This window comes from Paenibacillus sp. FSL L8-0641, from assembly GCF_038006265.1.
Lineage (GTDB): Bacteria > Bacillota > Bacilli > Paenibacillales > Paenibacillaceae > Paenibacillus > Paenibacillus polymyxa_D.
On the sequence record NZ_JBBOUW010000001.1, the window covers coordinates 2,235,102 to 2,251,616 of the forward strand.

Here is a 16,515-nt window from a genome sequence, read left to right on the forward strand (position 1 = left end):
TGGTTGTTCACCGCTTGTCCCTGCTAAGGCGACGGCGGACAGCAGCCGGGTTCTTTTTTGAAATGAGGAATCTTTTTTTGAATTACATATCCTGGTTTGCCTGCGAGCTTCTTATGAATAAGACCTGCGCAGGAAATACTGAATATGTATAGAACTTTTACAATGAAATGAAATGGAGGGATACCATGGAGCAACGCGTAGAAATGCAGCTCGGCGGAAGAAAGCTGGTGCTGGAAACAGGACGTCTTGCGAAACAAGCCAATGCGGCAGTTAAAGTGAGCTACGGAGAAACAGTTGTGCTTTGTACCGTGACCGCTTCACGTGAACCGAAAGATTTGGACTTTTTTCCCCTGACCGTAAACTATGAGGAAAGATTGTATGCTGTGGGGAAAATTCCTGGCGGATTTATTAAACGTGAAGGACGTCCGAGTCAAAAAGCGATTTTGTCCAGCCGTTTGACAGACCGTCCAATTCGCCCATTGTTCCCGGAAGGTTTCCGGAATGATGTACAGGTGTTGAACCTGGTTATGAGTGTCGATCAGGATTGCGAACCTGAAATTGCAGCAATGATCGGAACCTCGGCAGCACTTAGCATTTCGGATGTACCTTTTAATGGGCCAATCGGTGGAGTCGCTGTAGGACGTGTAGACGGACAATTTGTGATTAACCCGGATATTGCACAGCAGAATGCAAGCGACATGTACCTGGTTGTAGCCGGAACGAAAGATGCCATCATGATGGTAGAAGCCGAAGGCAATGAGATTCCAGAGGAAGTTATGCTGGAAGCCATTATGTTCGGTCATGATGAGATTAAGAACATTGTGGCAGTCATTGAACAATTGGTGCAAGTAGCAGGTAAAGAGAAAATGCAGGTTAAACTGCATGCTGTTGATGAAAAAGTGAACAGTGAAGTACGTGCTTATGCAGCTGAACGTTTAATGGAAGCTGTTAAAATTGCAGAAAAACATGCCCGTCAAGAGGCGATTGATGCAGTCAACGAAGAGACAGTTGCCCATTTTGAAGCACAATACATAGAGACACCAGAGCTTTTGAGCGACGTGAGCGAAGTTCTCTATGATATCGTCAAGGAAGAAGTACGTCGTCTGATCACGCATGATAAAGTGCGTCCTGATGGTCGTAAGCTTGACGAAATTCGTCCGATTGAAAGCGACACTAGCATCTTGCCGCGTACTCATGGTTCGGGCTTATTTACACGCGGTCAAACGCAAGCACTTAGCATTTGTACACTTGGTGCATTGGGTGATGTGCAAATTTTGGACGGTATTGATTTGGAAGAAACAAAACGCTTCATGCATCATTACAATTTCCCGCCATTCAGCGTAGGGGAGGCTCGTCCTTTGCGTGCGCCAGGTCGTCGTGAAATCGGACATGGTGCTCTTGGTGAACGTGCGCTTTCCAAAGTAATTCCTTCCGAAACTGAATTTCCATACACCATCCGTCTGGTTTCTGAGGTACTGGAATCGAATGGTTCGACTTCACAAGCTAGTATTTGTGCAAGTACATTGGCTATGATGGATGCAGGTGTACCAATTAAAGCTCCAGTTGCAGGTGTAGCGATGGGATTGATCAAGGATGGAGATCATGTCTCTGTATTGACTGATATCCAAGGTATGGAAGATCACCTGGGCGATATGGACTTTAAAGTTGCTGGTACTGCGGAAGGCGTAACTGCCATTCAAATGGATATTAAAATTAACGGTATTGACCGCCAGATTTTACAGGATGCGCTCAAGCAAGCTAAAGAAGGACGCTTGTTCATTCTTAGCAAAATGATGGAAGCGATCCAGAAGCCACGTGAGCAGTTGTCTCCGTATGCTCCAAAAATTATGACGATGCACATTAACCCGGACAAAATCCGTGATGTTATTGGAGCTGGTGGTAAAATCATCAACAAAATCATCGAAGAAACCGGCGTGAAAATCGATATTGAACAAGATGGTCGTGTGTTCATCGCTTCCACAAATCAAGAGATGAATGAAAAAGCACGTTCCATTATTGAGGGTATCGTAAAGGAAGTCGTGGTCGGTGAGATTTACATCGGTACAGTAAAACGGATTGAGAAATTCGGTGCATTTGTTGAAATTTTACCAGGTAAAGATGGTCTGGTTCATATTTCTCAACTGTCTACTGAGCGTGTAGCCAAAGTTGAAGATGTAATTGCTATTGGGGATACAATTACGGTGAAAGTAACCGAAATTGATCAACAAGGACGTGTCAATCTGTCCCGTAAGGCTGTTCTGACAGCAGAAGCACCTGCAAAATCCTAGGACCTGCATGTCGCAGACTAGAAAGGCAGGAGAAGCTTTTCGTATTAACAGTACAAGGGATTTGAATAGCATTGTTTAAGCTTTTGGAAAGAGGCAGAGCTACGTTTCTGGCTCTTTTTTCATACATATACACAAGCTGCACCCAAGTGAGCTTCTAGAGCTTGCTACGTCATAGTTCTTGTCCTCGTCGCATACAATGTGGACAAACGGGCGGGGGGATGAAGGAATTATGAGTAGGGCAAAACGAGCAGTGTGGGTGGTAGCCAGTTTAGCCATCACACTGGTAGTCGGACAGTTTAGCGGGGTTCGTGACTTCGCTGATCAATTAAGCAATGGAGACGTTACAGGAGTTGGGGAGCCTAAAGTTGAAACAACGATGGCGATGGCGGCTTTACCCGATAATGCGCTTATGCAGCGACTAAGAACAGAAGCAGCCCGTCAGCGGCGGGAGCCAGTTGATGCCAAGATCGACAGGGTATGGAAGGCTATTCCAGGCTATAACGGGCTGGAGGTGGATTTGGATGCTACCTATCGCAAAGCGATTGCATCTCCGGATCGACCCATTCAATATGTATATCGGCAATTGGCACCTAAAATACATTTAAATCAGCTTGGTAATGTTCCAATTTACAGGGGGAACCCCGAAAAGCCGATGGTATCCCTCATGATCAATGTAGCATGGGGGAATGAATTTATCCTGCCGATACTGAACACGCTGGATCAGGAAAAGGTCAAGGCTACATTTTTTCTTGATGGAAGTTGGTTGAAAAAAAATCCAGATCTCGCCAAGGAGATTCAAAAAAGAGGGCATGAGCTTTCGAATCATGCTTACTCTCATCCGAATATGAGCCGTCTGAGTCGGGCCAGAGCCACACAAGAAATTGAAAAGACTCAATTGCTTCTTCAAGAAACTTTGGGTATCAAAAATTACTGGTTTGCCCCTCCTTCGGGTGATTTTAATCAGCAAACGGTGGATATAGCAGCAGAAAGTGGGCTCAAAACAGTGTTGTGGACATTGGACACAGTAGATTGGAAACATCCGTCACCGGAATCGGTGATTAACAAAATCAGTAGTAAGGTAGAATCAGGCTCCCTGATATTAATGCACCCAACAGATTCCTCAGCGGCTGCTCTCAAAGGCATGATCCATGCCATTCGTAGTAAGGGACTTATGCTCGGAACTGTCAGTCAGACGCTTTCCCCTGATCGGCAACTACCTGTTCCGGTTGAGTGAACGTCTTTTTTCTGTTAGGATTGTATGCAATTCAGTTTAGGAGGGCCAATCGTGGAAAGAATTCAACTCAAAAACGGCCTAAGAGTGGTCATTGAAAAAATTCCAACCGTGCGTTCAGTTTCTTTCGGCATCTGGGTTAAAACTGGCTCCCGGAATGAAACGCCGGACAATAGCGGTATCTCTCATTTTATCGAACACATGCTTTTCAAAGGAACAGAGCGTTTTAACGCTAAGGAAATCGCTGAGCAATTCGATGCCATCGGAGGAAATGTTAATGCTTTTACTTCGAAGGAATATACATGCTATTATGCCAAAGTGTTGGATGAGCATCTACCGATCGCAGTTGATGTGCTGTCTGATATGTTTTTTAATTCCAAACTAGATCAGGAAGAATTGGCAAAAGAGAAGAATGTGATTTTGGAGGAAATCTCCATGTATGAGGATACACCGGATGATATGGTGCATGATCTTGTATCTCGCGCCGCCTATGGTGAACATCCACTGGCTTATCCTATTCTCGGAACCGAAGATCACCTGCTTGCTATGGATAGCTCACATCTCAGCCATTACATGAGGGAACATTATACAATCGACAATACGGTTATCAGTGTGGCTGGTAATGTTGACGATCGCTTGGTAGAATTGTTGGAGCGACATTTTGGACATTTTGACAATCATGGAACCGTTTCGCCGCTGACAGTACCTGCGTTTAACGGTGAACTGTTGTATCATGAGAAAGCAACGGAGCAAAATCATATTTGTTTATCCCTACCTGGATTTGCGACGGGTGACGACCTCCAGTATGCTATGGTTTTGCTGAATAACGCGATCGGCGGCGGCATGAGTTCACGTTTGTTTCAAGAAATTCGGGAAAAGCGTGGGCTTGCTTATTCGGTCTATTCCTATCATAGCTCCCATGCGGACAGTGGCATGTTCACGATCTATGCAGGTACGGCTCCTAAACAAACAAAGGACGTGCTGGATTTGACTCTGGAGCTTTTACGAGATGTGGCTGTCAACGGTTTAGACGCTAATGAGCTTCGTAAAGGTAAGGAGCAATTAAAAGGAAGTTTGATTTTAAGCCTTGAAAGTACAGGTAGCCGGATGAATCGGCTTGGAAAAAATGAATTAATGCTTGGTCAGCATTATACGCTGGATCAAATGATCGAACATATCGAGCAAGTGACGGCGAATGATGTGAACAAAGTGCTGGATCGGATGTTCTCGGAGCCGTTTGCCCTGTCGATGGTGGGAGCGAGTGATTCAGCGGTAAAGGATATGAGGAGGGACTATTTTGTTAACTTACGTGGAAATTAACAGACTCGCGGGCAATGAAGATATTGAGCTGCCCCGCAAAATGTCAGAGCTTGCATCAGGGTTTGACTTGTATGCAGCAGTACAGGAAAATCTGGTACTGGAACCCGGCAAGCGTTGCCTCGTTCCAACCGGATTTGCAATAGCTATGCCGGCGGGATTGGAGGCACAGATCCGTCCGCGAAGTGGACTGGCTCTTAAGCATGGTATTACTTGTCTCAATACACCGGGAACAATTGATGCGGATTATCGTGGGGAGATTAAGGTACTTCTTATTAATTTGGGCGAGGAATCATTCACGATTACGCGCAATGAGCGAATTGCACAAATGGTATTTCAAGTTGTACCTGAGGTAGAGCTGAAACAAGTAGACCAATTATCTGAAACAGTGCGTGGTGCTGGAGGCTTTGGTCATACAGGACGCTGAGGCGATGGTTGGTTTAAAATGTACGAATATCTATTTTGTAAAAGCTTCGAATTTACTTGCTTAAGAGCATGTATGCATATAAAGGTCGCCTCATAAAGAGGCGGCTTTTTTTTGTGTTTTTTCACCCCTTTCCGGGCACTCGCATAGACTAAAAGCATATCGTGTCTCGGAAAGGAGTGATCCGGATGCTAACAGGAATACGCGTCGTTGTTTTGGGTGGCGATGCGAGGCAGCTTGAGGTAATCCGTAAATGTGTGGACATGGATGCTACCGTCAGTGTGGTCGGTTTTGACAAGCTTGAAGTACCACTCAAAGGAGTGACACTAGAACCACTGTCTGTCAAGCTGCTGGAATCGTCAGATGCATTGATTTTGCCGGTGGTGGGATGCGATGAGGAAGGCAACGTAAATGCACTTTTCGGAGCACAGAAGCTTCAGTTCCTGAATGAGCATGCTGCTGCTCTTCCACCTCATTGTATTGTATATACAGGAATGGCGCGGACGTACTTAAAAGAAATTTGTACCAGACATGAGTTAAAGCTGGTAGAGCTGCTGGAGAGAGATGATGTGGCCATATACAACTCTATACCTACGGCCGAAGGCGCACTGATGATGGCCATTCAGCATACTGATTTTACGATTCACGGTGCAGATTGTATGGTTCTAGGCATGGGACGGACTGGATTTACCATGGCAAGGGCACTACAGGGATTGGGAGCTAGAGTGAAGGTTGGAGTACGGCGGGCAGAGGATGCAGCGAGAGCCGTGGAAATGGGTTGGAAGCCTTTTATGACAAGGGATTTAGCGCATGAGACAAAGGGAGTTGACTTGATTTTTAATACGATACCCTCTATGATTATCACAGCGCAAATCCTGTCTAAATTGCCATTGAGCACCGTGATTATAGATCTTGCTTCCGCCCCGGGCGGATGTGATTTCCGTTATGCGGAAAAGCGTGGAATCAAGGCTATGCTTGCCCCTGGTCTTCCCGGTATTGTTGCTCCCAAAACTGCTGGTGCCATTATAGCGAATACGCTGGTGCAGTTGTTAATGGAAGATAATCCTGATCGGGGGGATGCACAATGAGTTGGCAAGGGAAAACAGTAGGTTATGCAATTACAGGCTCACATTGCACATTTGAAGAGGTAATGCCTGTTATACAGCGCTTTGTTGATGAGGGTGCAAAGGTCGTCCCTATTATATCCAATACAGTGCTAACAACGGATACTCGCTTTGGTACTTCGCAAAGTTGGCAAAAACAGTTGAAAGATATAACAGGGAATGATATCATTTCTACAATTGTGGAGGCTGAGCCACTGGGTCCCTCCCAAATACTCGATGTGCTGGTGATTGCACCTTTGACGGGGAATTCGATGAGTAAGTTAGCGAATGCGATGACAGACAGTCCGGTTTTGATGGCTGCCAAGGCGCAATTGCGCAACGGCCGTCCACTTCTTTTAGCCATATCTACTAATGATGGACTGGGCCTAAATGCTGCCAATATCGCCAAATTACTCGTAGCCAAAAATATCTTTTTTGTACCGTTCGGACAGGACAATCCAGTTAAAAAGCCGAACTCGCTTGTAGCTAACATGGAGTTGATTCCGGAGGCTGCTTATGAAGCATTGCAGGGCAAACAGCTTCAGCCGATGATTGTGGAACGCAAGACCCCATGAAGTATTATAGTTAACTGCTGAGCATCCCTCGCCTAGAAGATGATTCGATATTGTATCGGGTCTAATTTCTTGTTGGCGGTGGATGCTTTCAGAATAAAAAATGGTTTTTTAGTCGAGAAGGGGAGATATACCAGATGAGCAATAGAAAGTTTAATGTAGCTGTCGTTGGAGCGACAGGCGCTGTAGGAGAACAGATCGTAAATCTGCTGGAAAAACGGGATTTTCCTGTGGACAAAATCAAATTTCTTTCTTCGCCTCGTTCTGCCGGCACGTTAATTAGCTTTAAAGGTCAGCAAATTCCAGTAGAGATTGCTACCCCCGACAGCTTTGAGGGAATCGACATTGCTTTGTTTAGTGCAGGTGGAGACGTAAGTAAGGAATTGGCGCCGCATGCTGTTCGTCATGGGGCAGTTTGCATTGATAACACCAATGCATTCCGAATGGATCCGACAGCTCCTCTTGTAGTGCCTGAGGTGAACAGCGACAAAATTGCCGAGCATCAAGGCATTATTGCGAACCCGAACTGCTCCACCATTCAGATGGTAGCTGCTTTGAAACCATTATATGATCAGTATGGCATTTCTCGTATCATAGTATCCACATACCAGGCCGTTTCCGGGGCTGGAAGCCGAGCTATTGATGAATTAAATCGTCAAAGCGCAGCGATTCTTAACGGTGATGAAGTTCAGCCTGATCTGTTGCCAGTAGGCTCGTTGCCAGTAAAACATCAGATTGCTTTCAATGCTATTCCGCAAATTGATAAATTCCAGGACAATGATTATACACTGGAAGAAATGAAAATGGTACGTGAAACGAAAAAAATACTGGGTGACGAATCTGTGGACGTAACAGCAACGTGTGTACGTATTCCTGTTGTATATGGTCACTCGGAATCTGTATATGTAGAACTTAAAAAAGATTATGATTTAGAAGAAATCCGTAATTTGCTGGCTTCAGCACCGGGAGTAACACTAGTGGACGATCCTGCTGCTCAGCTTTATCCACTGGCATCTGAAGCTGCAGGAAAACCTGACGTATTTGTGGGGCGTGTACGCCGTGATTTGGGCAATAGCCGTGGATTGAATTTGTGGGTCGTATCCGACAATCTGCTCAAAGGAGCGGCATGGAACGCGGTGCAAATCGCGGAAATTATTGCTGCAAACGCGGAGTAACGTTCCAATATGGGGGAAAAATAATGGGTATTTTGGTGCAAAAATTTGGAGGAACCTCGCTTTCCACACCTGAAGCACGTAAACTTGTGTTGGCACATGTGAAGAGGGAGCTGGAACAAAATCTTCAATTGGTTGTTGTTGTGTCGGCCATGGGGAGAAAAGGAGAGCCTTATGCCACCGACACGCTGCTGGATTGGGCGGTGTCTAACGGCGATAGTCTGCCAAAGCGCGAACGGGATTTATTGCTGTGCTGTGGTGAAATTATTTCTGCTGCTACATTATGCAGCCTGATGGAGAAGGAAGGTATTCCTGCTACAGTGCTAACTGGGGCACAGGCGGGCTTTATTACGGATGATCAATACGGCAATGCTCGTATTTTGGATATAAAGCCAGACCGTGTTGTTGAAGAGTTGAACCAAGGCAGAGTTGTCATTGTGACAGGTTTTCAGGGACAAACAGCAGACGGTGATATGACTACCTTGGGTCGGGGAGGCAGCGATACGTCAGCTACTGCTCTAGGTGCTGCTCTACATGCGGATATGGTTGATATTTATACGGATGTGAATGGTATATTGACCGCCGATCCGCGCATTGTGGAAAACGCAAAGCCGCTTACACATGTTAGCTATACGGAGATTTGTAATATGGCTCATCAGGGAGCAAAGGTTATCCATCCTCGTGCTGTTGAAATCGCCATGCAGGCTAATATCCCGGTCCGTGTTCGCTCTACCTTCTCCGAAGGAGAAGGTACGTTAGTTACCCATCCGGAAGGCTTTAAAGACGTGCAGGCAGACATCGTAGACCGTTTCGTGACCGGTATTGCGTATGTTGGCAATGTCACTCAGATTAATGTTGAATTAAAGCCGGGTATGGAGCACTTGCAATTACAAGTGTTCAAATCTATGGCTGAACATGGAATCAGCGTTGATTTTATTAATGTAACGCCATCGGGGGCAGTTTATACTGTGTTCGATTATGATGGAAGCAAAGCGGTTGAAGTATTGAACGGGTTGGGTCTAGAACCTAAGATACTGGCCGGATGTGCTAAAGTTTCTGTCATAGGCGGTGGTATCAACGGGGTACCGGGCATTATGGCGACGATTGTGGAGGCATTGGCAGAATCAGACGTACAGATCCTTCAATCCGCAGATTCCAACACGACGATCTGGGTACTTGTTAAAAAAGAAGATATGGTGCAGGCTGTACGCGCATTGCATAATAAATTTGAACTCCATCAATAGGTGCATGGTCCGTGCTCGGATTTGCAAAAAGGAGGCAGCATGGTGAACTTCGGCAGATTGATTACCGCGATGGTGACACCTTTTGATCAGCAAGGAGAGATTGACTGGACTGCATTGTCCTCGTTGATTGATTATTTAATAGAAGAACAGCATTCAGAGTCACTTGTTGTATCTGGAACAACAGGAGAGTCTCCTACCCTGAGCGATGATGAGAAAATCAAGTTGTTTGCTTTTGTTGTAGAAAAAGCAGCTGGACGATGTAAAATTATTGCCGGGACTGGCAGCAACAATACGCGTCACTCCATTCATCTTACCCGTGCCGCGGAGCAGGCAGGAGCAGATGGTGTTCTACTGGTAGTGCCATATTATAATAAACCGAATCAGGAAGGGATGTATCAGCATTTCGAAAGTATTGCAAACTCCACATCCCTTCCAGCTATACTGTATAATGTTCCAAGCCGTACTGGAGCGAGTCTAACAGCTGAAACAACGCTGCGTCTTGCACAAATTCCAAATATTGTGGGAACCAAAGAATGTGCATCACTTGCGCAGGTTACACAGATTGCAGCGGCAGCGCCAGAGGGTTTTTTGGTTTATTCCGGGGATGATGCTTCTGGGTTGCCTGCTATGGCTGTAGGTGCTTATGGTATTATCAGCGTAGCGAGCCATGTGGTAGGTGCTGAAATGAAGCAGATGATCGATTCACTTGTAGGAGGACACTCGCAGGAGGCAGCAAAGTTGCATCAGCAGTTGTTCCCGATTTTCAAGGGTTTGTTTGGCTGTCCTCATCCTCTGCCTAATCCAGTGGCAGTAAAATATGCATTGGAATTACGGGGGATTAGGGTTGGTTCGGTTCGGTTGCCGCTCATTCCTCCAACTGAGGATGAAGCGGAATTTATTAAGAAATTATTTACCCGCTAAAGACAAATAGGAATGTAGGATATTAATTAATACTAAGGAGTAACCTTGTTAAGGGCAGTCGGTAGGTACAAAACCGATAGAGTTTATTGTCTGACAAGGTCCTCCAGCATGAAGGACGTTCTTATAGGACGTCCTTTTTGCTGTGCTTTTAACCATGCATATAGATAAAATGACAGATACTAATGGTTTGAGACGGCAATGGGAAACCTAGCGTAACGAACAGGATGACTTGTTTTTTCGTATTTTAATCATGTATAATGGGGTCAAGTGACTGGGTGCGGTATTTTTTTGAAAATTAAATAACAAATCAAGGTACGACGTCCAACTACCATAGGAGGTTTAGATTCATTTGTCTAAAAAAACAAACAACGATAAATTGATGATTTTCGCTTTGGGCGGCGTCGGTGAAATCGGGAAAAATATGTATGTCGTTCAATACGGCAATGACATTGTCGTGGTGGATTCCGGTCTGAAATTCCCGGAAGAGGACATGCTGGGCATTGATATCGTTATTCCTGATATTTCCTACCTTACAGAGAACCGCGACAAAGTAAGAGGCATTGTGCTGACTCATGGTCACGAGGACCATATCGGCGGTTTGCCTTACGTGTTGAAACATTTGAATGTACCAGTATATGGTACCAAATTGACGCTGGGATTGGTGGAAAACAAGCTGAAGGAAGCGAATCTGCTTGGTGAAACCAAACGTATTTTGATCAATGCTGATTCCGAAATCAAGCTGGGTTCCACACTAAAAGCAACCTTCTTCAGAACCAACCATAGTATTCCGGATTCTGTAGGTGTATGTATTGATACTCCTGAAGGCGCTGTTGTTCATACTGGTGACTTCAAATTTGACCATACTCCGGTGAACGGACAATATGCAGATTTGCAGCGTATGGCTGAAATTGGCACACGTGGCGTACTGGCTCTTTTGTCAGACAGTACGAATGCCGAGAAACCGGGCTTTACACCTTCGGAAAAGAGCGTTGGTATTGTGCTGGAAGACATTTTCCGCAAGTCGAGACAGCGTGTGGTCGTAGCCACTTTTGCTTCTAACGTACATCGTATTCAGCAGGTAATTAATGCTGCTGAAGCAACGGGACGTAAAGTAACAGTTATTGGTCGAAGCATGGTTAATGTCGTAGGCATTGCTTCGGACTTGGGCTATTTGGAAATTCCGGATGGAATGCTGATTGAGCCTGAAGAAGTTGGCAAAATGTCAGCGGACCGTGTAGTTATTCTCTGCACAGGCAGTCAGGGCGAACCGATGTCCGCTTTGACAAGAATGGCTCGTTCCACACATCGAAAGGTTGACATTCTTCCAGGGGATTCAGTCATCATTGCAGCTACTCCGGTACCGGGTAATGAAAAATACGTTGGACGCACAATTGATGAACTGTTCCGTCTGGGTGCCAATGTATATTACAGCGCAGCTAATCCAGGTATTCACGTTTCTGGACACGGAAGCCAGGAAGAACTTAAGCTGATGCTGAATCTGATGAAACCAAAGTTCTTCTTGCCAATTCATGGTGAGTTCAGAATGCAACGTCGTCACGCCCTTCTTGCTGAAGGCGTAGGTATTGAGCCTGAAAATATCTTCATCACGGATATCGGTGAAGTCATTGAAATTCAGAATGGCGGAGCACGCAGAGCTGGTAAAGTTACAGCAGGTAACGTACTGATCGATGGACTAGGCGTAGGGGATGTAGGAAATATCGTATTGCGCGACCGTAAATTGCTGTCACAGGACGGTATTTTGGTGGTGGTTGTCACGCTGAGTAAGCAAGACGGAACGATTAAATCGGGTCCAGATATCATTTCCCGCGGTTTCGTTTATGTCCGTGAATCGGAAGGTTTGCTTGATGAAGCGAATCGTATTGTCTCAAGTACCCTGCATAAGCTCATGAGTGAAAATGTAAATGAATGGGCTTCCCTCAAGACAAATGTCAAGGATGCACTGGGTCGCTTCTTGTATGAGCAAACTCGTCGCAGACCGATGATCCTGCCAATTATAATGGAAGTGTGATTCAATTGAAATTTGTTCAAAAACCTGAATTAAAAACTTAAGTCACAGGCACACAGTCGCCTCTCTTCCCGCAGGAAATATTGGACGGTTTCCGCGGAAGGAGAGGCTTTTTTGATTTTTCGGGGCAAGGAAAAGCATGGGGGTAGGTATAAAATATTCCATTTACATCCCATACTATAGGGTGACTACGGGTCATATAGATGCGTAAAGCGAAAGGAAGATCACCCATATGGAACAATACAGCAATCTATCATCTAGCAACGAGGAAACGGAAACGCCAGATCAACCAGAAATTGGGCAAAGACCCGCGTTACCTGCTATGGAGGCTTTGCAGCAACTGGGTCAAACCTCCATGCCTGGAGGCGAGTCCAATATTTTTTGCATGACGATTATCGGTCAGATTGAAGGGCATCTCATTTTACCGCCTCAAAACAAAACGACAAAATATGAGCACATTATTCCCCAACTGGTAGCGGCAGAACAAAATCCTCGTATCGAAGGATTAATGATTTTGCTGAATACAGTTGGTGGTGATGTAGAGGCAGGACTGGCTATTGCTGAAATGATCGCATCGATGAGTAAACCAACGGTGACCATTGTGATAGGCGGGGGGCACAGCATCGGTGTGCCGATTGCTGTGTCTTCCACTTATTCCTACATTGCGGAGAGTGCGACGATGACCATTCATCCTATTCGTATGAGCGGACTGGTCATTGGAGTCCCACAGACTTTTGAATATATGGAAAAAATGCAGGAGCGTGTCGTACGCTTTGTCGTTTCTCATTCTCGTATTACAGAAGAGCAGTTTAAGGAATTGATGTTTAAAACCGGTGAGTTAAACCGCGATATTGGTACAGCGGTTGGGGGAGCCGATGCAGTGAAGTATGGATTGATGGACGCGGTTGGAGGGATCGGAGAGGCTTTAAAACAGCTGAACACCATTATTGAAACGCGGCGTCAGCAAAACGGGAACGCTGGGATCCAACAGCAGGCTCCGTATGCTCCTTTTATTCCCAGTGCCACAGGAACTCCTACAGAGACACTGTCAGGGGAGCATAGCGGGGAGCTATCTCAATGACATTATATACTGTAATGCCAATGGAAATGGTGTGGCAAGGGATGTGGAAAGAGGCTGAGGAGCTTGCAGAGGTTCGAGTAGACGGTCTACTTATGCAGGTACAGCCGCTTGAAAGTCGTCGGGGGATCATTGTACGGTTGTTGGACTGCCCGCTGGAAGCCTACCTGAATCCGCGTTATGGACCCGGTCAAGTCATCGAATGGTCGTAGAAGGTGTCGAATAGTATAGAAATCGGTCATTTACTGCTGAAAAAGAACATATGTGCGGATACCGGGTGACGTGGTATAATATTCTTCTGGGGGGTGACCTTGTATGTCCAGAAGAAGAAAAAGAAAAAAGAAAGCCGCATTTGGCGGAGTTCTAAAATTTGAAATTTACGGCATTGTGCTGATTACATTAGCGGTCATTGCGTTGTCGGGTGAAGCGGCAGTTGGTCGGTCGCTATCCAAGATGTTTGGGCTCGTATTGGGGAAATTCTATTTTGTTATCCCTCTGATTGGCATTTATTATGGTCTGATGGTGATGATTCACCGCAAGTGGCCGAACCAGTGGAACTCGCGTAAAACGGGTTTGCTCCTGTTGGTATTTGCCTTTACACTTATGAGTTCTATTTCATCTATGGAGCAGCGTTTGGGGCCGATCAACGCGCTTCAGCCGGGCGGAGTGATGACCCAGATACATATAGATATGCGCGAGCAGTTGCTGTCGCCTGATCAGCAGGGCCATTCCTCAATGCTGAACAAGGATATCAGCGGGGGTTACGTAGGCGCGTTGCAGCTTACTGTTCTGTTGTGGCTGTTTGGTCTCACGGGAGCTAAACTGATCATGATTGTTATGTTCGTCATTTGTTTCATGCTGATGACCCAACTGTCCTATGTGGATTTGGTGCGGATTGTAAAAACCAAGCTGCTAGCAGCTGGGGGAAGTGTGCGCAAAAAATGGACTGGTAAAGCTACTCCGCTTTCGGCATCTAGCAAAGGTAATGGAAATAGAAAGATCAAGTCTGAGCCGATTCCTGCCTATGAGGAAGACATGGATGATGACTTTGACGAAATGCAGCCTCCTGCACGCAAACAACCGATTTTCTTTCAGTTGTTTGGTCTTAAGAATTCAGATAAAGCGGACAAGGAAGAGCATTCCGTCGATGAGGATGATCATGATTTTCCATATGAAGCTGAGGACGCGCAGGCCCAGTGGAGAAACGGCAACCAGAGTGAAGAGGTGTCTGACGTAGTCGAACACGCTGAGCAGGAAGCTGCAATTCCGGTAAAAAGGTCGCCGATTATTAGGGATTTCTTCGAACAAGTAAAGCATGAGGAAAGAAGAACGGAAGCTGAATTTGGAGAGTCCCTGACAGGGGCAGAGCAGACGACTTCCGTTATTGACGAACCCCTGGATGATGACTTTGTGGGTGCCAATGCGAATAAGGATATGGATGATTCGACTACGATCCAGGGGACATTAGAAGGTGCTCAGGGACAAGCTCAGACGATTGCAACTGGGGTGGCAGGCGAAGAGGTTGAAGGTACCCATACAGCTATCCCGGCTCCGCCGCCGCCTAAACCGTACAAGCTACCATCGTTTCGTTTGCTTGCTAAACCACAAAATGCAGGCAAAGGTATGGGACAAAAGGATTATATGCAAACGGCACGCAAACTGGAAGCAACGCTGGAAAGCTTCGGTGTGCGGGCGAAGGTGCTGGAGGTTGTCCGTGGCCCTGCCGTAACACGTTATGAAATTCAGCCGGACATTGGAGTGAAGGTCAGCCGTATTGTGAGTCTGACGGATGACATTGCGCTTGCGCTTGCTGCCAAAGATATCCGTATGGAGGCTCCAATTCCTGGAAAATCTGCTATCGGAATTGAGGTTCCGAATAATGAAGTTTCCATTGTAACGATGCGTGAGGTAATGGAGACAACCGTTTTCCAGGAGTCAGCTTCCAGCTTGTCTATTGCATTCGGACGTGATATTGCAGGACAGACGATTGTCGGTAATTTGGCCAAGATGCCCCATCTTCTTGTAGCTGGGGCAACAGGTTCGGGTAAATCAGTGTGTATCAATGGGATCATCACGAGTATTTTGTACAAAGCAAAGCCGGATGAGGTCAAATTTTTGATGGTCGATCCTAAAATGGTGGAGTTGAACGTGTACAACGGAATCCCGCATTTGTTGGCTCCGGTCGTGACTGATCCAAAGCGTGCCTCACTTGCATTGAAGAAAATTGTAGTTGAAATGGAAAAAAGGTATGAGTTATTTTCCAAATCAGGAACCCGTAATATTGAGGGATACAATAATTTGATGAAAGATAACCCGGATGCATTTCTGCCTTACATCGTCGTTATTGTGGACGAGTTGGCAGATTTAATGATGGTAGCTGCGGGAGATGTGGAGGATGCGATTGCACGACTTGCCCAAATGGCGCGTGCAGCAGGCATCCACCTTATCATTGCAACGCAAAGACCTTCGGTTGACGTAATTACCGGGGTAATTAAAGCCAATATTCCTTCACGTATTGCCTTCGGCGTTTCCTCGCAGGTAGATTCCCGTACTATATTGGATATGGGTGGAGCCGAGAAGCTGCTCGGACGTGGTGATATGCTGTTCATGCCAATGGGTGCTTCTAAACCAGTCCGCGTTCAGGGAGCGTTCATGAGCGATCAAGAAGTCGAAAATATTGTTAACTATGTACGTGAACAGGGTGAAGCGCAGTATGATGAGACGCTAGTGCCGGAGGTGGAAGAGGTATCGGCTGATGCAGATGAAATGCTGGATGAGCTGTACGATCAGGCTGTCAACATCATTTTAGAGGCTAAACAAGCTTCCGTTTCGCTCCTTCAGCGCCGTATGCGGATCGGTTATACACGTGCTGCTCGACTGATTGACTCCATGGAAGCTCGCGGAGTCATCGGCCCTTACGAGGGCAGCAAGCCCCGTGAGGTTCTTATCTCAATGGAGCAATATCAGCAAAATAAAGTTAGTTCCTAAGCATTATCTCTATCCAGCACTACATTAAAACGCTGTTCGTTCGCAAGGTAGTTGTTCTAAAATGACAACTCCAAGTGTACAAACAGCGTTTTTTTGTGATGTTTTTTTGAGGTGTGGCGACTACCTGCTGAAAGAAGATTAAAAGGGTGAA

Annotated in this window: 13 protein-coding genes; all 13 read left to right on the top strand. The window is 46.0% G+C overall.

Annotated features, from left to right (window positions below):
• Positions 1–185 precede the first annotated feature (185 nt).
• The 13 genes from pnp to MKY16_RS10280 all read left to right on the top strand — a co-directional run bounded on the left by pnp (position 186) and on the right by MKY16_RS10280 (position 16,364).
• Entirely contained in the window at positions 186–2,288 is a 2,103-nt protein-coding gene (pnp, locus tag MKY16_RS10220) for a polyribonucleotide nucleotidyltransferase (RefSeq protein WP_039274655.1), read from the top strand.
• A 229-nt stretch (positions 2,289–2,517) separates the two neighbouring features.
• Positions 2,518–3,522, top strand: a complete 1,005-nt coding sequence (locus MKY16_RS10225; protein ID WP_340955225.1) for a polysaccharide deacetylase family protein — start codon at positions 2,518–2,520, stop codon at positions 3,520–3,522.
• A 51-nt stretch (positions 3,523–3,573) separates the two neighbouring features.
• Positions 3,574–4,839 carry a M16 family metallopeptidase gene (locus tag MKY16_RS10230; RefSeq protein WP_209948042.1) on the top strand — a complete coding sequence of 422 codons (1,266 nt, stop codon included), beginning with the start codon at positions 3,574–3,576 and terminating at the stop codon, positions 4,837–4,839.
• Entirely contained in the window at positions 4,817–5,263 is a 447-nt protein-coding gene (gene dut / locus MKY16_RS10235; protein WP_013309936.1) for a dUTP diphosphatase, read from the top strand. Before MKY16_RS10230 ends, dut begins: the two co-directional genes overlap by 23 nt.
• Positions 5,264–5,448: 185 nt before the next feature.
• A complete protein-coding gene (gene dpsA / locus MKY16_RS10240) occupies positions 5,449–6,348 on the top strand; it encodes a dipicolinate synthase subunit DpsA (RefSeq protein ID WP_029517030.1) in 900 nt (299 codons plus the stop codon).
• Positions 6,345–6,938, top strand: a complete 594-nt coding sequence (locus MKY16_RS10245; protein ID WP_029517031.1) for a dipicolinate synthase subunit B — start codon at positions 6,345–6,347, stop codon at positions 6,936–6,938. The genes dpsA and MKY16_RS10245 overlap by 4 nt, the downstream gene beginning before the upstream one ends.
• Positions 6,939–7,072: 134 nt before the next feature.
• Positions 7,073–8,110, top strand: coding sequence for an aspartate-semialdehyde dehydrogenase (locus MKY16_RS10250; RefSeq protein WP_340955227.1), 1,038 nt, complete (start codon positions 7,073–7,075; stop codon positions 8,108–8,110).
• Positions 8,111–8,133: 23 nt separating this feature from the next.
• Entirely contained in the window at positions 8,134–9,351 is a 1,218-nt protein-coding gene (gene dapG / locus MKY16_RS10255) for an aspartate kinase (RefSeq protein WP_069011410.1), read from the top strand.
• Between the two features lie 39 nt (positions 9,352–9,390).
• The gene (dapA, locus tag MKY16_RS10260) at positions 9,391–10,272 is read left to right on the top strand and encodes a 4-hydroxy-tetrahydrodipicolinate synthase (protein ID WP_029517033.1); all 882 of its coding nucleotides are present in this window, start codon (positions 9,391–9,393) and stop codon (positions 10,270–10,272) included.
• Between the two features lie 349 nt (positions 10,273–10,621).
• Positions 10,622–12,301, top strand: a complete 1,680-nt coding sequence (locus MKY16_RS10265; protein ID WP_013309942.1) for a ribonuclease J — start codon at positions 10,622–10,624, stop codon at positions 12,299–12,301.
• A gap of 229 nt (positions 12,302–12,530) precedes the next feature.
• Positions 12,531–13,379, top strand: a complete 849-nt coding sequence (locus MKY16_RS10270; RefSeq protein WP_340955229.1) for a ClpP family protease — start codon at positions 12,531–12,533, stop codon at positions 13,377–13,379.
• Positions 13,376–13,588, top strand: a complete 213-nt coding sequence (locus MKY16_RS10275) for a YlzJ-like family protein (RefSeq protein ID WP_023988229.1) — start codon at positions 13,376–13,378, stop codon at positions 13,586–13,588. Before MKY16_RS10270 ends, MKY16_RS10275 begins: the two co-directional genes overlap by 4 nt.
• A 103-nt stretch (positions 13,589–13,691) precedes the next feature.
• A complete protein-coding gene (locus MKY16_RS10280; RefSeq protein ID WP_340931978.1) occupies positions 13,692–16,364 on the top strand; it encodes an FtsK/SpoIIIE family DNA translocase in 2,673 nt (890 codons plus the stop codon).
• Positions 16,365–16,515: the final 151 nt, after the last annotated feature.